Consider the following 21586-nt stretch of genomic DNA (forward strand, 5'->3'; position numbering starts at 1 on the left):
GTTATGCCAAGGAATGGATCCGTCAGGGCTGCCAAGCAAATTTTTCATATGAAAAAATGCCCCAGCGGCCTGTCCGCTCGCACTGGAAAACGCTTGAAACCCAGCGCTGGCGCGGGTTTCGATAGTTTCAGGGTTACGGCACACGGTTCATCCCCACGCACGTGGGGAACACTTTAAATAGCTCGCTTGCACTGCCGCTACACCCGGTTTATCCCCACCTGCGTGGGGATAAACCATGTTGGGACAATCCTAAGCCACGGTGCAGTCGTGCGCCTGGCGCCCGTCGGGACGAACAGGAGAGCACAGCTAGCCCGCCGCCACCGCCCCACCACGCCTCCGCCCGACCCGGTTGAGCACCAGCGACAACATGATCACCCCACCCCCCAGGGCGATCTTCTTCAGGTCCGCGTCGCGGTTCCAGATCAACAGGTTCACCAGCAGCCCCAGCGGGACGTGCAGCTCGTTCATCACCGCCAGCGCGCCGGCGTCGACGCGGGTGCTGCCCTTGACCCACCAGAACATGCCCAGCGCGGTGGCGAACAGGCCCATCCACACCAGCACGCCCCATTGCAGCGCGGTGTGGGGCAACTTGGCCGGGTTGCCGAAGATGAGCCAGGAGGGCAGCGCCAGCACCAGGGCGCCCAGAAAGAAGTGGCCGAAGAAGCGGTACAGCGGCAGATCGGTAGGGTGGCGGGCGAGCAGGTGGCGGCACAGCACCTGCCCGGCGGCGAAGGTGGCGTTGGCGAGCTGCAGCAGCAAAAAGCCCATCAGGTAGTCGCCCTCCAGCGGCTGGAAGCGGATCGCCACCCCGCCGGCCACCGCCACCAGCGCCGCCAGCAGCGCCCAGGGGTTGAAACGGCGTGCCAGGGCGTCGTCGAGGAGGGTGACGTAAATTGGGGTCAAAACGGTAAAAAGCAGCACTTCTGGCACCGTCAGCACGGCAAAACTGCGGTAAAGGCACAGATAGGTGACACCGAACTGCAAGGCACCAGCGAGCCACAGCCCGCCAACCAGCCGCCCGGGCAGGCCGCGCCAGCGCATGATGGGGACGAACACCAGCGCGGCGATGGCGACCCGCACCAGCACCGCGAAGTCGCTATCGACGCGGCCGGCCAGGTATTCGCCGATCAGGCTGAACGAGAAGGCCCACAGCAGGTTGACGGTGACGAGGTAAGGCATGGATAGGGCTCCGCGACGACAGGCCGCGGATTATCCTGGAAACGGCAGTTGACCGCTTTCCGCAGCCTCGAGAACCACACGAACACTTGCAATAGCGCCTTCGCCGAGGCTCACCCGGAGGCGGCAGGCGCGGCACGTCCGCGGTGCCGATGGCGGCGCGCCCTGGCCAGGCTCAGCCCTCCGGCGCCTCCACGTCGGGGGCCGCGGGCAGCTTGGCGGGCGCCTTCGCCCGAGGCTTCGCCCGGGCCTCCGCCTGAGCCTTCTCGAGCTGCGCCTGACGCTCGACCCATTCGGCCTCGGGCATCACCGTGACGCGCACCTCGGGCGTCTGGGCGAGGCCGCCGAGGATCACCCCGCGCAGCGGCGAGACGTCCTGGAAATCACGCCCCCAGCCCAAGGTGACGTGGCGCAGGTCGGGCTGGATGCCGTTGGTGGGGTCGTATTCGATCCAGCCGTGGCCGGGGCACCACACCGCCACCCAGGCGTGGGAGGCGTCGGCGCCCACCAGGCGAGGCTTGCCGGGCGGCGGGTCGGTGAGCAGGTAGCCCGACATGTAGCGCGCCGGCAGGCCGATGGAGCGCAGCGCGGCGATCATCAGGTGGGCGAAGTCCTGGCACACGCCGCGCTTGCGCTTGAGCACGTCATGGACCGGGGTGTTCACCTCGGTGGCCTCGGCGTCGAAGGTGAAGGTCTTGAAAATCAGGTCCATCAGCGCCTTCGCGCCGGCCAGCAGCGCTAGCCCGGGTGTGAAGGCCTGCCGCGCGAAGTCGGCGAGGGCGGCGTCCCGCGGGACGCGGGGCGAGGCGTAAAGGTAGCGCTCGGCGTCGAGGCGTTCGCGGCTGTGGGGTTCGGGCCGGTACATGAAGGCTTCGCGCACGCTCTCCCAGGGCGGCGAATCGGCGGGGGCCGGCAGGGCGCGGCGCACCACCGTGACGTGGCTCTCGGCGCGCACCAGCAGGCCGTCGTGGGGGGTGTCGAGGGACAGCCAGGTGACCGGGTTGCCGAAGGCGTCCTCGCCGTGGGTGAGGCGGCCGACGTCGGGGGCGATGGTGATGCCGGCCGATGCGCGCAGTTGGTGCGGCAGCGCGCGCGGGATGAGGTGCAGGAGGTGCTGGGCCAGCGACACCGGCACCCCGCAGTGGGGGTACTCGGTTTCGTGGATGACGATGTAGGCGACGCTCTGGCTCATGGTGGCGGGCGGGGCGCTGGGCAGGGTTTCAGGCGGCGAAGGTGGCCTGGCGGTTGCCGCCCACGTGGCTGAAGAAGCGCATCGCGAGGCGGTCGGAGAGCTGCCGGCCGGCGTCGGCCAGGGCCTCCAGGCGGGTGGCGAGGAGGACGCAGGCGGCGTGGCGGTCGGCCTCCGGGGTGCTCGCCTCGAGACGCTTCCAGGGGAAGACCTGGAGGCCGGCGAAGGCCTGCTCCAGCTCGGCCAGGCCTAGGGGCGAGCCGCTCTTCTCGAAACGGCTGAGGTAGTTGCCGGCCATGCGCAGCTGGAAGGCCAGCGCGTGGGGGTTGGCCTCGTCCATGGTGAGGAGGTGGATCGCCGGCAGCAGCTCGGGCTGGGCGCGGTAGCGGGTGCGGTAGGTGATGACCGAGTCGCACAGCTCGAGCAGGGCTTCGATGGCCAGCTCGCGGTTGAGCGGGGAGTCGAGCCCGGTGTAGCGGCGCAGGAAGCGCGCCAGCGTGCCGGCCAGGTTGTCGAGGCGTTCGAGGCGGCGGCCGATGATGTGCAGCCGCCAACCCATGTCGCGGGTCATGGTGTCCATCGCGAAGCCCGACAGGGAGACGAAGGTGGTGAGGGCTTCGTCGAGGAATTCGAGCAGGGCCGAGACGTCGCTGGCCCGATCGCGGCAGGCCTCGATCTCGGCCGACAGGCGCTTGAGGGCATGCCAGTGGTCGAGGGAGAGGTGCTCGCGGGCCTGGGTGGCGCACCAGCTGAGGCGCTGCAGGTTGGCGGCCAGGCCGTGGTCGGCGCGGCGGTCGAGGACTGCGCGGAAGAGGTCGAGCTCGGCCTTGACCACCGGCCCCTCGACGGCCTCCTCGTCGATCAGGCCGGCGCCGGCGGCCAGCTCGAGCATCACCGCGAGGGCGCCGGCGCGCTCGGTGCGGCGGCCCTCGGAGAGCCGCGTGAGGGCCAGCCGGGCGAGGCGGGCGACGGCGTCGCAGCGTTCGCTGTAGCGGCCGAACCAGAACAGGTTCTCGGCCAGCCGCGACGACAGGGTGCCGGTCTCGCCGATCAGGTCGTCCACGCCGATGACGGCCTTGCGCAGGCTGAAGGTGGACACCGGCCCGTCGGAGAGCACCCAGGTGTCCTTGCTGCTGCCACCCTTCTGGAGCGTGAGGATGCGGGTGTTGTCGACGCCGGCCACCCGCGCCAGCCCGCCGGGCAGCACGCTGTAGCCTTCGGGGGTGATCGCCGCATAGACGCGCAGGCCCATCGCCCGCGGGCGCAGCTTGCGCCGGTGGCCGCCGGCCCACACCGGGGCGCGGGACAGCTTGACGAGTTCCTGGGCGACGAACTCGGTCGGGTGGGCCTCGATACGCGCCGCCAGGGCGTCGAGCTGGTCTTCGGCCAGCCGGTCGCCGAACAGCACCTCGCTGGAGCGCCCGGGAAAGGTGGGCTTGAGCACCAGGTTGCGCAGGTTGTCGAGCACCTCGGCGCGGGCCGGCGCCTCGCCGCACCACCAGGTGGCCACCGAGGGCATGGCCAGCTCCTCGCCCAGCAGGTGGCGGCAGATGCCCGGCAGGAAGCCCGGCAGCGCGGCCGATTCGAGCAGGCCCGAACCCAGCGCGTTGGCCACCAGCACCTTGCCAGCGCGCACCGCGCCGAGCAGGCCGGGCACGCCGAGGGCGGAGTCGGCGCGCAGCTCGACCGGGTCGCAGAAGTCGTCGTCGAGGCGGCGCAGGATGGCATGCACGCGCTTGAGGCCCGAGACGGTCTTGAGGAAGACGGTGTCGTCGCGCACGGTGAGGTCCTGCCCTTCGACCAGCGGAAAGCCGAGGTAGCGGGCTAGGTAGACGTGCTCGAAGTAGGTCTCGTTGAACGGGCCGGGGGTGAGCAGCACGGTGAGCGGCGGCTCGCCGTCGCCCGGGGCCTGGGCGGCGAGGGCGCGCTGCAGGCCGCGGAAGAAGCCGGCCAGGGTGTGCACCTGCATGTCGCGGAACAGGTCGGGGAAGGCCCGCGACACGAGCAGGCGGTTCTCGAGGGCGTAGCCGGCGCCCGACGGGGCCTGGGTGCGGTCGGCGATGACCCACCAGCGGCCGTCCGGCGAGCGGGCCAGATCGGCGGCGTAGAGGTGCAGGTAGTGGCCGCCGGCCGGCCGGATGCCCTGGCAGGGCCACAGAAAACCCTTGTGGCCATACACCAGCTCGGTGGGCAGGAGGCCTTTCTCGAGCGTGGTCTGGGGGCCATACAGGTCGCCCAGCAGGGTGTCGAGCAGGCGCGCGCGCTGGGCGATGGCGGTGGCGATGCCGCGCCATTCGTCAGCCGGCAGGATCAGCGGCAGCAGGTCGAGGGACCACGGGCGGCCAGCGCCACGGGGGTCGGCGTAGACGTTGTAGGTGACGCCGTTCTGCTGAATGCCCCGCTCCAGCTGGGCGCTGCGGGCGCGCAGGGTGTCGGTGCCGGTCTCCTCGATGTGATCGACGAACGCCTGCCAGTGCGGCCGAACATCCTTGTCGCCGATCAGTTCGTCGTAGCTGTCGGGGCGGTAGGGATAGTGGGCGAGGAAGGGGTGGGTCATGGGTTGGCGATGGGGGCGATGGGCACCGGGCGGCGCTTCCACGGACAAGCGCGGGCAGCCCGCACGATAAAGCACCGGCGGCCCGCGGGCAAAGGCCGGGGCGGGGTGCAGAGGCAAAGCTCCACACTCCGCCCCTCGCCGGCCTGGGGGGCTTCAGTGATGCAACTTCAGCGGCGCAGGTCCAGCGTGAAGGGGAACTCCTTCTCGACCGGCGACGCCTGCAGCGACGGCTGGCCCGGGGTGTGGCCCATCCGGAAGAAGCGCGCCAGGCGCCGGCTCTCGGCTTCGAAGGCGTTGATCGGGAAGGTCTCGAAGCTGCGCCCGCCAGGGTGGGACACGTGGTACTGGCAGCCGCCGAGGGAGCGCCCGGTCCAGGTGTCCACCAGGTCGAAGACCAGCGGCGCATGGGGCGGGATGGTGGGGTGCAGGCAGGACGGCGGCTGCCAGGCGCGGTAGCGCACGCCGGCCACGTGCTCGCCGACGGTGCCGGTGGGCTGCAGCGGGATCGTGCGGCCGTTCACCGCGAACAGGAAGCGCTCCTCCGACATGCCCGACACCTTCACCTGCAGGCGCTCCAACGACGAATCGACGAAGCGCACCGTGCCGCCGCTGCCGCCCTCCTCGCCCATCACGTGCCAGGGCTCGAGGGCGCTGCGCAGCTCCACATGGATGCCGCGCACCGAGAAGTCGCCGATCTTGGGGAAGCGGAACTCGAGGTGCGGGGCGAACCATTCGGGCTTGAACGGCAGGCCGTGGGCCTGCATGTCCTCCATCACGTCGTTGAAATCCTGCTCGACGAAGTGGGGTAGCAGGAAGCGGTCGTGCAGCTCGGTACCCCAGCGCACCAGGCGCTCCGGCGCGTAGGGCGTCTCCCAGAAGCGGGCCAGCAGGCCGCGCAGCAATAGCTGCTGGGCCAGCGACATGCGCGCGTGGGGCGGCATCTCGAAGGCGCGCATCTCGACCAGGCCGAGGCGGCCGGTGGGGCCGTCGGGCGAGTAGAGCTTGTCGATGCAGAACTCGGCGCGGTGGGTGTTGCCGGTGACGTCGATCAGCAGGTTGCGCAGCAGGCGGTCGATGAGCCACGGCGGCACGGTTTCGCCGGCCTTGGGGAACTGGCGGAAGGCGGTTTCGATTTCATACACCGAGTCGTTGCGCGCCTCGTCGATGCGCGGGGCCTGGCTGGTGGGGCCGATGAACATGCCGGAGAACAGGTAGGACAGGCTCGGGTGGTTGTGCCAGTAGGAGATCAGGCTGCGCAGCACGTCGGGCCGCCGCAGGAAGGGCGAGTCGGCCGGCGTGGCGCCGCCCAGCACGAAGTGGTTGCCGCCGCCGGTGCCGGTGTGGCGGCCGTCCACCATGAACTTCTCGGTGGTGAGGCGCGAGTAGTGGGCTGCGTCGTAGAGGTGGGTGGTGCGCTCGACGAGTTCTTCCCAGTTGCTGGCGGGGTGGATGTTGACCTCGATCACGCCGGGGTCGGGGGTGATGCGGAAGTGCGTGAGGCGCGGGTCGGAGGGCGGCTCGTAGCCTTCGATGACCACCGGCATGCCCAGGTCGGCGGCGGTGGCTTCGATGGCGGCGACGAGCTCGAGGTAGTGCTCGAGGCGGGCCAGCGGGGGCATGAAGATGTGCATCGTGCCGTTGCGCGGCTCGGCGCACAGCGCGGTGCGCACGATCCCGGCGGCGGACTCGAAGGGCTGCGGCGGGCGGTCGGTGGGGGTGAGCCTGCCGGCGTCCTGGGCTGCCTTCAGCGCCGCGGCGGCGCGGGCGGCGGCCGACGTGCCGGCACCGGCCTCGTCGGCGGAGAGGGCATTGACCACCGCGGTCTGGCCGCCCGGCAGCTGGCGGCGGATGGCCGCGTAGGCGGGCAGCGGCACCTGCGGCTGGTGGGGGTCGGGCGGGTTAACGTAGGGGTAGTCGCCCTTCGCGACCCAGGGCTGGGAATCCAGCGGCAGGCGGTAGCCGAGGGGCGAGTCGCCGGGGATCAGGTAGCAGCGCTCGTCGCGCAGGAACCACGGGCCGGTCTCCCAGGCGCCGGTGTAGGCGTTGATGCCCACCGGCAGCACGTAGCCGACCGGGTTGGGCAGGCCGTATTCGTACACGCGGCGGATGCGGTCGCGCTCGAGGGGGTCGTCGAGGCGGGCGTCGAAGGGGTCGACGTTGCCCGGCAGGCGGCGCTCGCGCCACAGGTAGTAGAAGGCGTCTTCGTAGGCCGGGAAGACGCGGCGGCGGTCGATCTCGAGCCGCGCGGCGACGCCGGCGAGGAAGGTGTGGGCCTTGTCGGCCTTGGCCTCGCCGGGGGCGGAGGCGTCGGCGATGAGGTCGGGGTTGAGCCAGATCGGCTCGCCGTCCTTGCGCCAGAAGCAGCTCAGCGACCAGCGCGGCAGCTGCTCGCCGGGGTACCACTTGCCCTGGCCGAAGTGGGCCAGGCCCTGGGGGGCGTACTTGTCGCGCAGGCGGTGGTAGAGGTCTTCGGCGCGGATGCGCTTGGTGGGGCCCATCGCCTCGGTGTTCCACTCGGCGCCGTCGGGGTCGTCGATGGAGACAAAGGTGGGCTCGCCGCCCATCGTGAGACGCATGTCGTGGGCGTCGAGGTCCACGTCGATGCGGTGGCCGAGGGCTTCGATCTCGGCCCACTGCTCTTCGGTGTAAGGCTTGGTGACCCGCGGCGCTTCCAGCACGCGGGTGACTTCCATGCGGTGCTCGAACTCGCACTCGCACTCGTCGATGAGGCCCGAGACCGGCGCGGCGGAGGACGGGTCGGGCGAGCAGGCGAGCGGGATGTGCCCTTCGCCGGCGAACAGCCCGGAGGTGGGGTCGAGGCCGACCCAGCCGGCGCCGGGCAGGTACACCTCGGTCCAGGCGTGGAGGTCGGTGAAGTCGACCTCGGTGCCAGAGGGGCCGTCGAGGGATTTGACGTCGGCCTTCAGCTGGATCAGGTAGCCGGACACGAAGCGCGCCGCCAGGCCCATGTGGCGCAGCAGCTGGACCAGCAGCCAGGCCGAGTCGCGGCACGAGCCGGTGCGCTTGGTGAGGGTCTCGTCGGGCGTCTGGACGCCCGGCTCCATGCGGATCACGTAGCCGATGTGCTGCTGCAGGTCGGCGTTGACCCTGACCAGGAAGTCCACGCTGCGCATCGTCTCGCGGGGGATGCTGGCGAGGTAGTCGGCGAAGGCCGGGGTGGCCGGCTCTTTCAGCAGGAAGGGGGCGAGCTCGTGGGCGAGGGTCTTGTCGTAGCTGAAGGGGAAGTTCTCGGCTTCGGGCTCGAGGAAGAAGTCGAAGGGGTTGATGACCGACATCTCGGCCACGAGGTCGACCTCGACGCTGAACTCGGTGACCTTCTCGGGGAAGACCAGGCGGGCCAGGTAGTTGGATTGCGGGTCCTGCTGCCAGTTGATGAAGTGAGGCTTGGGCAGGACGCGCAGGGAATACGAGAGGATCCGGGTGCGGCTATGGGGCGCCGGGCGCAGGCGGACGACCTGGGGCCCGACGTTGATCGGGCGGTCGTACTTGTAGGAAGTCAGGTGATTGAGGGCTACGTGGATGGTCACTGGAGACTCCGTTAACAGGACGGCAAAATAGGTTGGCCATACGAGCAAGCAAGCTTCGAGCCAGCACTAAAAGCCCGAATAATTGCACCAGCATGGCGGTTTGCCGCCCAACTCACGTCACATCTACGTCCCACCCACGTCCGGCGCACCAAAGTGATGCGCCGGGTGCGCACCGGGGCGGTGCGCGCGCCCTCTTGCCGCGCCCAGGGGAACGCAGGGCCGCCCCAGGTTTCCCTGCCCCCCACGGGGGCGGAGCCCGACCCCGGGGGCGCTCAGTGGGGCCCGTGCTCCTCGCGCATCGCGCGCTTGTTGAGCTTGCCCACGCTGGTCCGCGGCAGCACGTCCACGAACTGCACCTGGAGCAGCACCCCGTAGCGCGACACGCCGGTGGATTCGATGAGCCGCGCCGAGAAGTTGCGGATCTCGTGCTCGCTCACCTGGCCGACGTGCTCCGGCTTGAGGGTGACCCGGGCCAGCGGGCGCTCGCCCCATTTCTCGTCGGGCACGCCGATCACCGCCACCTCGGCCACCGCCGGGTGCTGGGCCACCACGTCCTCGATCTGCAGCGAGGAGGTCCACTCGCCGCCGGTCTTGATGACGTCCTTCATGCGGTCTGTGATCTGCAGCCAGCCGGCGGCGTCCACGTGGCCGATGTCGCCGGTGTGCAGCACGCCGCCCTGCCACAGGGCCTCGGAGGCGGCCGGGTCGTGGAGGTAGCCCTGGGTCAGCCACGGGCTGCGCACCACCACCTCGCCCACCGTCTGGCCGTCGTGGGGCTGCTCTTCGAGCACCTCGTTCACCACCCGCATGTCCACCAGCGGCAGCGGGATGCCGGTCTTGGCGCGCAGGGCGGCCTGCGCCTCGGGGCCGTCGGCCAGCGCCGCGGTGGGCAGCTGGGCGAGGCTGAGGATGGGGCAGGTCTCGGACATGCCGTAGCCGGTGAAAGCGTCGATGCCCCGCGCCAGCGCGGCCCTGGCCTGGGCCTGGGACATCGCCGAGCCGCCGATGATGAGCTTCCAGCGGGACAGGTCGATGACCTTGGAGAGCGGGTGCACCAGCAGCATGTGCAGGATGGTGGGCACGCAGTGGGAGAAGGTGACGCCCTCGTCGCGGACCAGCTTGAGCAGGGTTTCGGGCACGTAGCGGCCCGGGTAGACCTGCTTGAGGCCGAGCATTGTCGCCACATAGGGCAGGCCCCAGGCGTGCACGTGGAACATCGGGGTGATCGGCATGTACACGTCGTCCCGGTGCAGGCGGCCCTGGGCCGGCGCGCTGCCGAGGGCCGCGGCGGTGGCCAGGGTGTGCATCACCAGCTGGCGGTGGCTGAAGTAGACGCCCTTCGGCAGCCCGGTGGTGCCGGTGGTGTAGAAGGTGGTGGCCTGGGCGTTCTCGTCAAAATCGGGGAAGTCGTAGTCGGGCGACGCCGCCGCCAGCAGGGCCTCGTACTCACCGGCCAGGTCGACCGGGGCGACGGCGGCCGGCGCGTCCTCGATCAGCACGAAACGCTTCACCGTCTCGAGACGCGGCGCGATGGCGGCAAGGATGGGCAGAAATTCGGCGTTCACCAGCACCACGTCGGCGCGGGCGTGGTTGAGGGTGTACAGGATCTGCTCGGGCGTCAGGCGCACGTTCACCGTCTGCAGGATCGCGCCCATCATCGGCACCGCGAAAAAGCACTCGAGGTAACGGTGGCTGTCCCAGTCCATCATCGCCACGGTGTCGCCGGCCTCCACGCCCAGCCCGGCGAGCATGCTGGCCAGCCGGCCGATGCGCTGGCGCAGCTCGCGGTAGCTGTGGCGCCGCCCGCCCATGTAGGTGATCTCCTGGTCCGGCGCCACGGCCAGCGGCGTGTGCAGGAGCTGCTTGATGAGCAGCGGATAGGCGTAGGCGTCGGGCGTGCGCTCGATCAGGCGGACGGGCATGGCTTTTCCCTCCCATTGTTATGGTTTTGTGAAGGATGGGGAGCTTAACAGGCCGCCCGGCCGGTGGACGAGCAACGGCCGCCCGCAGGCGGCCGCCATCATCGGAGCGGCGTGGCCTCAGGCGGCCTGCACGGCGGCCCCGGCGGGCGAGAACCACGCCAGCTTGCCGGCCAGGCTGACCACCTCGCCGACGATGAGCAGCGCCGGCGGCCGGATGCCGGCCTCGACGGCCTTCGCCGGCAGGGTCTCGAGGGTGCCGACGACGATCCGCTGGCGCGGCGTGGTGCCGTTCTCGACGAGGGCCGCCGGGGTGCTGGCGGCGCGGCCGTGGGCGACCAGCGCAGCGCAGTGGGACTGCAGCATGCCGACGCCCATGTAGATCACCGCGGTCTGGTGGGGGCGCGCCAGCGCGTCCCAATCCAGCGCCGATTCGCCGGCGCGGCGGTGGCCGGTGGCGAACACCACCGACTGGGCGTAGTCGCGATGGGTGAGGGGAATGCCGGCGTAGGCGCCGGCGCCGCAGGCAGCGGTGATGCCGGGTACCACCTCGAAGGGCACGCCGGCCTCGAGCAGCTCCTCGAGCTCCTCGCCGCCGCGCCCGAAGATGAAGGGGTCGCCGCCCTTCAGGCGCACCACCTGCTTGCCCTCGCGGGCCAGGCGCACCAGCAGCTGGTTGATCTCGTCCTGGGGCAGGGTGTGGTGGCCGGCCTCCTTGCCGACGTAGATCATCTCGGCGCCGCGGCGGGCGAACTGCAGCACGCCGTCGCTCACCAGGTGGTCGACCACCAGCGCGTCGGCCTCGCCGATCAGGCGCGCAGCGCGCAGGGTGAGGAGCTCGGGGTCGCCGGGGCCGGCGCCGACCAGGGCGACGCGGCCCATCGCGCCGGCGTCGTGCGAGCGGGGGGTGTCGCCCGCCCCGGCCCGACGGCTGCCGACCCATTGGTCGAGGAACGAACGCAGGGTGCCGGTGGCCGGCAGGGCGAGGCTTGCGGTGACGGGCGGCGGCATGGCGTTACTCCCGGAATCATGACGGAAGGAATCTATCAGCCGGAGCGACTTTTCGAACTTGACCCCTGTCAAGGAAGGGGAATGCCCCACAGGCGCAACCTTGCCGGCAAGCGGGACTGTCCGCTCGTCGCGTTCATTAAAGGGAGATGCACTATGAGAATCTGGAAGACCGGAGCAATCGCCGCGGCCATGCTGCCGCTGGCCATCGCGCAAGCCCTCGCCGCCGGCAAGGATGTCAGCTCGGCCGAAGTTCAATACCAGGCCGGCAGTTCGCCCCTCGCGAACGTCGAGATGTACCAGGACATCAACCCGAAGGCGCCGCCGCTGACCAAGGCCGAGTTCGACAAGGCCCGCCAGATCTACTTCGAGCGCTGCGCCGGCTGCCACGGCGTGCTGCGCAAGGGCGCCACCGGCAAGCCGCTGACTCCCGATAAAACGCTGGCCGCCGGCACCGATTACCTGAAAGTGTTCATCAAGTACGGCTCCCCCGCCGGCATGCCCAACTGGGGCACCTCGGGCGAGCTCAGCGACGACGAAGTCGACCTGATGGCCCGCTACATCCAGCAGACGCCTCCGCAGCCGCCCGAGTACGGCCTGAAGGACATGAAGGCGACCTGGAAGGTCATCGTGCCGCCCGAGGCGCGCCCGAAGAAGAAGATGAACAACTACAACCTCGAGAACATCTTCTCGACCACCCTGCGCGATGCCGGCGAGATCGCGCTGATCGACGGCGACACCAAGAAGATCATCAGCATTATCAAGACGGGCTACGCGGTGCACATCTCGCGCATGTCCGCCTCGGGCCGCTACCTGTTCGTGATCGGCCGCGATGCCAAGATCAACATGATCGACCTGTGGATGGAGAAGCCCGACAACGTCGCCGAGATCCGCGTCGGTCTCGAGGCCCGTTCGGTCGAGACCTCCAAGTTCAAGGGCTACGAAGACAAGCTGGCAATCGCCGGCACCTACTGGCCGCCCCAGTACGTCATCATGAACGGCGACACCCTCGAGCCGCTGAAGATCATGGCCACCCGCGGCATGACCGTCGGCGAGCAAGAGTTCCACCCCGAGCCGCGCGTCGCCTCCATCGTGGCCTCGCACTACAAGCCCGAGTTCGTGGTGAACGTCAAGGAAACCGGCAAGTCCCTGATGGTGAACTACAGCAATCTCAACGAGATCACCACCAAGGAGATCCCGGTCTCCAAGTTCCTGCACGACGGCGGCCTCGACAGCTCGAAGCGCTACTTCATGGTCGCAGCCAACCAGTCCAACCAGGTCGGCGCCATCGACCTCAAGGACGGCACGCTGGCCGGGCTGATCGACGTGGGCAAGATCCCGCACCCGGGCCGCGGCGCCAACTTCACCCACCCGAAGTACGGCCCCGTCTGGGCCACCGGCCACCTGGGCGACGAGACCATCGCCCTGATCGGCACCGACCCGGCCAAGCACAAGCAGTACGCCTGGAAGATGGTCGAGTCGCTGAAGGGCCCGGGCGGAGGCGCGCTGTTCGTCAAGAGCCACCCGAAGTCCAAGAACCTCTGGTCCGACGCCCCGTTGAACCCCGATCCGAAGATCTCCCAGTCGATCGTGGTGTATGACATCAACAACCTGGCCGCCGGCTACAAGACCCTGCCCATCGGCGAATGGTCCGGCATCAAGGACGACGGTGCCAAGCGCGTGGTGCAGCCGGAGTACAACAAGGCCGGTGACGAAGTGTGGTTCTCGGTGTGGAGCGCCAAGAACAAGGAATCCGCCATCGTGGTGGTGGACGACAAGACGCTCAAGCTGAAGGCTGTGATCAAGGACCCGCGCCTGATCACCCCGACCGGCCACTTCAACGTGTATAACACCCAGCACGACGTCTACTGATCGTCGTAGCCACCGCCGGCCTCGGCCGGCGGAAAACCTGCCAAAGGAGTTCTCGATGAAATATTCGCTGATTCTCGCCGCCCTCCTCGCCACCGCCGCCAGCGGCAGCGCGCTTGCGGCCGACCCGGCCGCCGCCGCCCAGAAAGCCGGCTGCATGGCCTGCCACGCAATGGACAAGAAGCTGGTCGGCCCAGCCTTCAAGGACATCGCCGCCAAGTACAAGGGCCAGGGCGACGCCGTCGCCAAGCTGTCCGACAAAGTCCGCAAGGGCGGCGCCGGCGTCTGGGGCCCGATCCCGATGCCGCCGAACGCCGCCGAAAAGATCAGCGACGGTGACCTGAAGGACGTCGTGGGCTGGATCCTGAAAGGCTGACCCCCCGGAAACAGGGAGCGGGCAGTAGGAAACAGGGGCGGGGCTGGATGCGGTTGCGCTGACGATTGTCGGCACAGCCAAATCCAGCCCCGCCCCACTTCCCACGCCCCACCCCCCACTTCCCCAACTTGACAGCCATCAATGCCCCTCGACCCCCGCCGACCTAATCTGGCGGCATTGTTTGAAGGAGGTCGTGATGGATCGATCGTTGCTCATCCACGTTGCCGTGCTGCTCGGCCTCACCGCGCTTGCGGTGAGCACCACCCAGGCCGCCGAGCCGGCCCCCGCCCGTCAGAAAGAGCTGGTGCACATGGTCCGCCAGGACTGCGGCTCCTGCCACGGCATGCGCCTCGCCGGCGGCCTCGGCCCGGCCCTGCTGCCCGAACGCCTCGCCGACTGGCCCGATGACTCCCTCGTCGCCACCATCATCCACGGCCGCCCCGGCACCGCGATGCCCGGCTGGCAGCGCTTCATGAACGAAGCCGAGGCCGGCTGGATCGTCGCCCGCCTCAAGCAGGGTTTCCCGGAGCTCGACTGACATGCGCCTGCGCCCCGCCATCGCCAGCCTTGTAGCGGCCCTCGCCCTCGCCGGCTGCGCCACCACCCCGCCCGAGGCCCTGCGCGGCACCGGCGACCTGGGCGTGGTCATCGAACGCGCCGCCGGCCGCGTGCAGATCGTCGAGCACAGCACCAACAGCAGCCTCGCCACCGTCCCCGGCCTCGGCGACCTCTCCCACGCCCACGTCACCTTCTCGCGGGACGGCCGCTTCGCCTATGTGTTCGGGCGCGACGGCGGGCTCACCAAGGTCGACCTGCTGGCCCGCCGCATCGACAAGCGCATCATCCAGGCCGGCAACTCCATCGGCGGCTCCATCTCCCAGGACGGCCGGCTGATCGTCGCGCAAAACTACGAACCGGGTGGCATCAAGGCCTTCGACGCCGACACCCTCGAGCTGCTCTCCGAAGTCCCCGCCGAATACGCCCCGGGCAAGTTCTCCAAGGTCGTCGGGCTGGCCGACGTGTCGGGCCAGCGCTTCGTTTATGCGCTCTTCGAGGCCGGCGAGATCTGGGTCACCGACTTCACCAACCCGCGCCGCCCCACCACCACCCGCTACCCGGCCGGCAAGCAGCCCTACGACGGCCTGGTCACCCCCGACGGGCGCTACTTCCTGGCCGGCCTGTTCGGCGAGGACGGCATCTCGCTCCTCGACCTGTGGCAGCCCGAGCGTGGCGCCACCAAGATCCTCGCCGGCTACGGCCGTGGCGAACAAAAACTGCCGGTCTTCAAGATGCCCCACCTGCGCGGCTGGTCGCTGGCCGGAGGGCAGGCCTGGCTGCCCGCCATCGGCCGCCACGAGGTGCTCGTCGCCGACGCCCGCAGCTGGCAGGAGACCGCCCGCGTAGCGGTCAAGGGCCAGCCGGTGTTCGTGATGGCGCGCCCCGACGGGCGCCAGGTGTGGGTCAACTTCGCCTTCCCCGACAACGAATGGGTGCAGGTCATCGACACCGTCGAGAAGCGCGTGGTGCACACCTTCAGCCCCGGCAAGGCGGTGCTGCACATGGAGTTCGAGCCCCGCGGCGAAGAGGTCTGGCTGTCGTCCCGCGACAGCAACCGGGTCAGCGTGGTCAACACCGCCACCTTCGCCACCCGCAGCGAGCTCCCCGCCGACGCCCCATCCGGCATTTTCTTCACCGCCCGCGGGCAACGGATCGGCTTCTGATGATGAACATCACCCCCCAAAAAGGGGGCTCGGCCGCTCTACCGAGCCCCCCGCAGGCAGCCCCGGCCGTGGTCGACACCGACCCCCTCGACTTCGCGCTGCTCAACGACTTCCAGCGCGGCTTCCCGCTGGTCGCCGAGCCGTGGGCAGCCATCGCGGCGCGCCTCGGCTGCGGCGCAGGCGACGTGCTCGCCCGGCTCGAGCGGCTGCGCGACGGTGGCAAGATCAGCCGCGTCGGCCCGGTCTTCGCCCCCAACCGGATCGGCGCCAGCACCCTCGCCGCGATGGCCGTGCCGGTGGGCGACCTGCCCCGCGTGGCGGCCATCGTCAACGCCTTCGCCGGCGTCAACCACAACTACCGGCGCGAGCACCGCTACAACCTGTGGTTCGTCGCCAGCAGCACCGACGAGGCCGCCCTCGCCCGCCTGCTGGCCGACATGGGCGCCGCCACCGGCTGCCCGCCCATCGCGCTGCCGCTGCTCGAAGAGTTCCACATCGACCTGGGCTTCGACCTCGCCAACGGCCGCCGCACCCGCCATGTGGTCGACCCCGCCGCGCCGCGGCCCCGGCTGTCGGCGGCCGACTGGCGGCTGATCGACGCCCTCCACGACGGCCTGCCCTGGCAGCCGCGCCCCTACCAGGCCGTCGCCGAGGCCGCCGGCCTCACCGAACCCAGCGTGCTCGACACCCTCGCCGCCTGGCAGGCCGACGGCACGCTGCGGCGCTTCGGCGTCGTCGTGAAGCACCGCGAGCTCGGCTACCGGGCCAACGCCATGTGCGTGTGGGCGGTGCCCGAGGCCGAGGTCAGCCGCCTCGGCCACCTGCTCGCCAGCCACGACGGGGTCAGCCTGTGCTACCGCCGCCGCCTGGACGGCGACTGGCCCTACAACCTGTTCTGCATGATCCACGGCCGCAACCGCGAGGCCGTCGCCGCCCGCCGCGAGGCCCTCGCCGCCGAAGTCGGCCTGGCCGCCTTCCCCCACGCGGTGCTGTTCTCCACCGACTGCTACAAACAGTGCGGCGCCCGCTACCAGGCCCCCGGCCTGCCGCCCGCCGCCGGCCACGCCGCCCTCGCCCCATGAACGCCCGCAGCCCCGCCGCGCCCCTCGACGAGCTCGACCGGCGCATCATCAATGCCCTGCAGGGCGGCTTCCCGATCAGCGACGAGCCCTACCGCGAGGTCGCCGACAGCCTCGGCACCACCGAGGCCGAGCTCCTCGCCCGCCTGCAGCGCATGCTCGACACCAAGGTGTTGACCCGCTTCGGCCCGATGTTCCAGATCGAACGCCTGGGCGGGCGCTTCGTGCTGGCCGCGCTGGCGGTGCCCGAGGCCCGCTTCGCCGAGGTCACGGCCCAGGTCAATGCGCTGCCCGAGGTCGCCCACAACTACCGCCGCGAGCACGCCCTCAACATGTGGTTCGTGCTCGCCACCGAGACGCCCGAGGGCATCGCCCAGGCCATCGCCCGCATCGAGGCCGCCACCGGCCTGCCGGTGTTCGCCTTTCCCAAGCTGCGCGAATTCTTTGTCGACATGAGGCTGAAGGCATGAACGCCCCCGACGACCTCGACCGCCGCCTCGTCATCGCCACCCAGGCCGGCCTGCCCCTTGTACCGCGGCCCTACGACCTGCTCGCCGAGCAGCTCGGCGTGAGCCCTGCCGAGGTCAAGGCGCGCCTCGCCGCCATGCTGGCCAGCGGCCGCATCCGGCGCATCGGCGCGGTGCCCAACCACTACGCCATCGGCTACACCGCCAACGGCATGTCGGTGTGGGACGTGGACGACGCCCACATCGAAGCCCTCGGCCAAGCCATCGGCCGGCTCGACTTCGTCACCCACTGCTACGAACGCCCGCGGCGCCTGCCCGACTGGCCCTACAACCTCTTCGCGATGGTCCACGCCGGCGACCGCGCCACCGTGCAGGCCCGGGTGAGCGAGATCGCCGCCCTCCTCGGCCCGGCCTGCCGCGGCCACGATGTGCTGTTTTCCACCGAAATCCTCAAAAAGACCGGCCTGCGTATCGGCGGCGACGGCTAACGCGGGCAAAAAGCCTCAAGACCGGGCATGATCGGGCCGTAAAACGCCTCGAACCGGCACACCAAGCGCCGCATCACTCCGCTCCGCCCGCTTCGGCGAGACACCCCGCCAGGCAGGCAGCCCTGCCGTCGGAGCGGAAGGCGGGCGGCGCACCCAGGATGGAACAGATCATGCGCGCCCTTATTATTGCAGGCCTCCTGCTGATGTTCGGACTCAACGCGGCCCTCGCCGACAATCCGACCCTCACCGTCAGCACCAACAACACCCCCCTCGACCGCAAGGCCCTGGAGCAGCTCTCTCAAGAGAGCTTCCGCCGCGTCGGCGTCGATCTCAAGCTGGTCAGCCTGCCCTCCGAGCGCTCGCTGGTGGCCGCCAATCTGGGCGAAGTGGACGGCGAGGGCCTGCGCGTCGCCGGCCTGGGCGGGCCCGGCGGCCCCTACCCCAACCTCGTCCAGGTACCCGAACGCTTTGTGCGGATCAGCTTCGTCGCCTTCTCCAAAGACGCCACGATCCCCCTCGACAACGGCTGGGACAGCCTCAAGCCCTACCGCATCGCCTTCATCAACGGCTGGAAGATGTTCGAGGCCAATGCGCTGGGCGCGCGGGTCGTGCACAAGGTGGACAAGCCGGAACAACTCTTCCGCATGCTGGAAGAAGGCCGGGTCGACCTGGCGCTCTACACTCGTGCCGACGGCATACTCCTGGCCCGCAACCTCGGGCTGCCGGCCATCGCGCCCCTGTCGCCGACCCTGAAAGACGTGGACATGTACCTCTACCTGCACAAGAAGCACCAGGCCCTGGTCCCGAAGCTGAGCCAGGCGATCCGTGACATCAAGGCCGACGGCTCCTACAACCGCATCCTCTCGACCATTTACTGACCCACGCCGGCATGAGCCTTTCAACGCCGCCACAACGCGAGCCTCTGCGCGACCGCCTCGGCCTCACCAGCCATGTGGTGCGCCGCCTGCTGCTGTGGGCTTTCCTGGTGGGAGGTATCGGCACGCTTACCGTGTCGGTGGGCGAGTCGGTGTATGCCTACCGCCAGCACGTCGACAACCTCGCCATCCAGCTCCAGTCGATCGGCCGTTTTGCGGCGCCCTCGCTGGCCAAGAGCGCCTGGGCCTTCGACCGCGACCAGATCGAGCTGCAGCTGAAGGGCTTCACCCGGCTGCCCGACGTGTCGGCGGCACGCCTCAACCTCAAAGGGCAGGAGCCGCTCCACTTCGGCGCCCGGCAGCTCTCGCCCGACACCTTCGAACACAGCCTCCCGCTGATCTACGAGGAAGACGGGCAGCTCCATAATCTCGGCACCCTGACCCTCGTCAAAGACCTGCGGGAAGACCGCAACACGATCATCCGCCAGTGGGTCACCACCTTTGCCGGCAATGCGCTGGTGATCCTGCTGGTCGCCATCGTCTCGGTGCTGATCTACCAGGCGGTGGTCACCCGGCGCCTCGTCGCCATCGCCCGCCAGCTGCGCGCCGTGACCGCCGACGACCTGCGCCGCCTGGCCCTCAGCCCGGCGCCCACCCGGGGGCCCGAGATCCGCGACGAGATCGACCAGCTCGCGGCCTCCATCGACACCCTGCAGCGCACCGGCAGCACCGCCCTGATCGCCGCCGCCCGCAACGAGGCCCGCTACCGCGCGGTGATCGAGAGCATCAGCGAAGGCATGCTGACCGCCGACGCCGGCGGGCGCATCCTGTCGGCCAACCCGGCCGCCGAGGCGATGCTGGGCTACGCCGGCGACGAGCTCCGCGGGCAGACCGCCGTCGAGCTGCTCGCCGACAGCGCGAGCAGCCTGCAGCTCGCCACCCTGGTCGGGCACATCACCGAAGTCGAGGCCCGCCACAAGGCCGGGCGGCGCGTCTCGGCGGAGCTCACCGTGTCACGCATGGCGGTGCCCGACGACATCCACTACGTGCTGATCCTGCGCGACATCAGCGAGCGCCGCAAAGCCGAGAGCGCCGAGGCCGCCAGCGTGGCCAAGAGCGCCTTCCTGGCCAACATGTCCCACGAGATCCGCACTCCGATGAACGCCATCATCGGCATGGCCCACCTGATGCGGCGCGATGGCGTGACCCCGCGCCAGGCCGAGCGCCTCGACAAGATCAACATCGCCGGGCAGCACCTGCTGGAGGTCATCAACGGCATCCTCGACCTCTCCAAGATCGAAGCCGGCAAGTTCACCCTCGACGACACCGCCCTCGACGTGGCCGCCATCGTCGGCAACGTCGCCTCCATCGTCTTCAACCAGGCCCAGGCCAAGCATCTCAAGCTGCTCATCCAGACCCAGGCCCTGCCCCGCCCGCTGCGCGGCGACCCGACCCGGCTGCGCCAGGCCCTGCTCAACTACGCCAACAACGCGATCAAGTTCACCGCATCCGGCAGCGTCACCCTGCGCACCACCCTCGCCGAAGAGACCCCCGACAGCGTGCTGGTGCGCTTCGAGGTGCACGACACCGGGATAGGCATCGCCCCAGCCGACATCAACCGCCTGTTCACCAGCTTCGAGCAGGCCGACAACTCCACCACCCGCCAGTACGGCGGCACCGGGCTGGGCCTCGCCATCACCCGCAAGCTGGCCCAGATCATGGGCGGCGAGGCCGGCGCCACCAGCACCCCGGGGGTCGGCAGCAGCTTCTGGTTCACCGCCCGGCTCGCCAAGGCCGCCGGCCAGCCCGGCGAAGCATCGACCGGCGCATCCGCCGAGGCGGCCCTGCTGCGCCAGCACAAGGGCCGGCGCATCCTGCTGGTGGAGGACGAAGAGATCAACCGCGAGGTCACCCTAGGCCTGCTCGAAAACCTCGAGCTGGAGGTGGACATCGCCGAAGACGGGCTGCAGGCCGTCGAAATGATCGAAGCGATGCTGGAAACGCGGCCCTACGACGTGGTCCTGATGGACATGCAGATGCCGCGCATGGACGGCCCCGAGGCCACCCGCCAGATCCGCCAGCTCCCCCACTGCCGCGACCTGCCCATCCTGGCGATGACCGCGAACGCCTTCGCCGAAGACAAGGCCCGCTGCTTCGACGCCGGCATGGACGACTTCATCGCCAAACCCGTCGAGCCCGACGTGCTGTTCTCAACCCTGCTCAAGTGGCTCGCCCGCCCGGGGCGCGAGGGCTGAGCGGCGCCAGGGCTTCGCCCAGCCTGCCCCCGCGGCATTGGCGCTTGGGGCGGCCTGGCGCTTTCTTAAATGGATGCCCCGGCGGCCGCGCCAAGCGCCACCGCCCCCCGAGGGGGTGGCAATAAAGCCTGGGGCGGCCCGGCGCTTTCTTGCTGATCCACGCTCAAGCGCGGCCGGCCGCCTCGATCACCCTGACGAGCGCGAACACCGCCCGGTGGGTGGGGAGTTCGGTGCCCTGGCGCTCGGCCAGCGCCAGCAGGCTACCGGTGATCGCGTCGATCTCGGTGCGCCGGCCGGCCAGCACGTCCTGCAACATGCTGGCCCGGTTGGCGCCGGTGGCGCGGGCCACCGCGATCACCCGCTCCCGCGCCGCGGCCTCGTCGAGGGCCAGGCCTTCGGCCCGCAGCACCGGCCAGGCCTCGGCCAAGAGCGCGTCGAAGAGCGGCCGCTGGGGCGGCTCGAGCACCGCCCCGTTGGGCACCCGGAAGATCGCCGCCAGCGGGTTGATCACCACGTTCATCAGCAGCTTGGCGAGGCGCGCCGCGGCGATCTGCGGCTCGACCCGCGCGGCGATGGCGGCCTCCTGCAGCCGCGCCGCCACCGCCTCGAAGCCCGGCGGCAGCAGCGTCTCGCCGGCCCCGGCGGGCTGCACCCCGGCCCCGTCGCGAAACGCCCCCTCGGTGGTGATGCCCTGCCCCACCGGCACGCTGCCGCACACGCCGCGCAACACGTCGTCCACCAGCCCGTTCTGCAGCGACACCACGCCACGGGGCCGCAGCGCCAGGGCGGTGTGCGCCGCGGCGGCGGTGTCGTAGGTCTTGACCAGCACGATCACCCAGTCGGCGGCGGGCAGGCTGTCGGGGCCGAAGGCCTGCGGGCGGAAGATCGCATCGCCCACCTGCACGCCGGCCCTGAGCTCGGCCGCCCGGGCCTCGCTGCGGGCAATCAGCGCCACCGGCCCGACGGCCGCCAGCCGGGCGGCAAAGTTGAGCCCGAGGGCGCCGGCCCCGACGATGACGAGCGGGTAGCGCGGGGCGGCTTTGGTGTCGGGGAGCATGG

Annotated in this window: 16 protein-coding genes; 9 read left to right on the forward strand and 7 right to left on the reverse strand. The window is 70.1% G+C overall.

What is annotated here, in order from left to right:
• Nucleotides 1-306: 306 nt before the first annotated feature.
• From ZRA01_RS11990 to cobA, 6 genes are all read right to left on the reverse strand, one after another.
• Nucleotides 307-1179, reverse strand: coding sequence for an EamA family transporter (locus tag ZRA01_RS11990; protein WP_141352476.1), 873 nt, complete (start codon nt 1177-1179; stop codon nt 307-309).
• Nucleotides 1180-1351: 172 nt separating this feature from the next.
• Complete coding sequence (locus tag ZRA01_RS11995; protein WP_141352478.1) at nt 1352-2368, reverse strand: transglutaminase family protein; 1017 nt, start codon at nt 2366-2368, stop codon at nt 1352-1354.
• A gap of 28 nt (nt 2369-2396) precedes the next feature.
• Nucleotides 2397-4922, reverse strand: a complete 2526-nt coding sequence (locus ZRA01_RS12000) for a circularly permuted type 2 ATP-grasp protein (protein WP_141352480.1) — start codon at nt 4920-4922, stop codon at nt 2397-2399.
• 167 nt (nt 4923-5089) lie between these two features.
• Nucleotides 5090-8470, reverse strand: coding sequence for a transglutaminase family protein (locus ZRA01_RS12005; protein ID WP_141352481.1), 3381 nt, complete (start codon nt 8468-8470; stop codon nt 5090-5092).
• Between the two features lie 272 nt (nt 8471-8742).
• Nucleotides 8743-10392 carry a fatty acid--CoA ligase gene (locus ZRA01_RS12010; RefSeq protein WP_141352483.1) on the reverse strand — a complete coding sequence of 550 codons (1650 nt, stop codon included), beginning with the start codon at nt 10390-10392 and terminating at the stop codon, nt 8743-8745.
• A 117-nt stretch (nt 10393-10509) separates the two neighbouring features.
• Nucleotides 10510-11271 carry a uroporphyrinogen-III C-methyltransferase gene (cobA, locus tag ZRA01_RS12015; RefSeq protein WP_141352516.1) on the reverse strand — a complete coding sequence of 254 codons (762 nt, stop codon included), beginning with the start codon at nt 11269-11271 and terminating at the stop codon, nt 10510-10512.
• 282 nt (nt 11272-11553) lie between these two features.
• On the opposite strand from cobA, the gene ZRA01_RS12020 reads away from it, so the two are divergent.
• The 9 genes from ZRA01_RS12020 (at nt 11554) to ZRA01_RS12055 (ending at nt 20527) form a co-directional block, all read left to right on the forward strand.
• Nucleotides 11554-13269, forward strand: coding sequence for a nitrite reductase (locus ZRA01_RS12020; protein WP_141352485.1), 1716 nt, complete (start codon nt 11554-11556; stop codon nt 13267-13269).
• Nucleotides 13270-13324: 55 nt separating this feature from the next.
• The gene (locus tag ZRA01_RS12025; RefSeq protein WP_141352487.1) at nt 13325-13642 is read left to right on the forward strand and encodes a c-type cytochrome; all 318 of its coding nucleotides are present in this window, start codon (nt 13325-13327) and stop codon (nt 13640-13642) included.
• A 196-nt stretch (nt 13643-13838) separates the two neighbouring features.
• On the forward strand, nt 13839-14180 hold the full coding sequence (locus tag ZRA01_RS12030; RefSeq protein WP_141352489.1) for a c-type cytochrome: 342 nt from the start codon (nt 13839-13841) through the stop codon (nt 14178-14180).
• Between the two features lies 1 nt (nt 14181).
• Nucleotides 14182-15363, forward strand: coding sequence for a cytochrome D1 domain-containing protein (locus ZRA01_RS12035; RefSeq protein WP_141352490.1), 1182 nt, complete (start codon nt 14182-14184; stop codon nt 15361-15363).
• A complete protein-coding gene (gene ahbB / locus ZRA01_RS12040) occupies nt 15363-16445 on the forward strand; it encodes a siroheme decarboxylase subunit beta (RefSeq protein ID WP_246093657.1) in 1083 nt (360 codons plus the stop codon). Before ZRA01_RS12035 ends, ahbB (ZRA01_RS12040) begins: the two co-directional genes overlap by 1 nt.
• Nucleotides 16442-16912: an Lrp/AsnC family transcriptional regulator gene (locus ZRA01_RS20545; RefSeq protein ID WP_170182962.1), complete on the forward strand. Its 471-nt coding sequence runs from the start codon at nt 16442-16444 to the stop codon at nt 16910-16912. The genes ahbB (ZRA01_RS12040) and ZRA01_RS20545 overlap by 4 nt, the downstream gene beginning before the upstream one ends.
• On the forward strand, nt 16909-17397 hold the full coding sequence (ahbB, locus tag ZRA01_RS20550) for a siroheme decarboxylase subunit beta (protein WP_170182963.1): 489 nt from the start codon (nt 16909-16911) through the stop codon (nt 17395-17397). Before ZRA01_RS20545 ends, ahbB (ZRA01_RS20550) begins: the two co-directional genes overlap by 4 nt.
• Nucleotides 17398-17567: 170 nt before the next feature.
• Nucleotides 17568-18275: a substrate-binding periplasmic protein gene (locus ZRA01_RS12050; RefSeq protein ID WP_170182964.1), complete on the forward strand. Its 708-nt coding sequence runs from the start codon at nt 17568-17570 to the stop codon at nt 18273-18275.
• A gap of 11 nt (nt 18276-18286) precedes the next feature.
• Nucleotides 18287-20527, forward strand: a complete 2241-nt coding sequence (locus ZRA01_RS12055; RefSeq protein WP_141352494.1) for a response regulator — start codon at nt 18287-18289, stop codon at nt 20525-20527.
• A gap of 163 nt (nt 20528-20690) precedes the next feature.
• Here ZRA01_RS12055 and ZRA01_RS12060 read toward each other — a convergent pair whose 3' ends face one another.
• Nucleotides 20691-21584 carry a ketopantoate reductase family protein gene (locus ZRA01_RS12060; RefSeq protein WP_141352496.1) on the reverse strand — a complete coding sequence of 298 codons (894 nt, stop codon included), beginning with the start codon at nt 21582-21584 and terminating at the stop codon, nt 20691-20693.
• Between the last annotated feature and the right edge of the window lie 2 nt (nt 21585-21586).

The sequence above is a fragment of the Zoogloea ramigera genome (genome assembly GCF_006539865.1).
Lineage (GTDB): Bacteria > Pseudomonadota > Gammaproteobacteria > Burkholderiales > Rhodocyclaceae > Zoogloea > Zoogloea ramigera.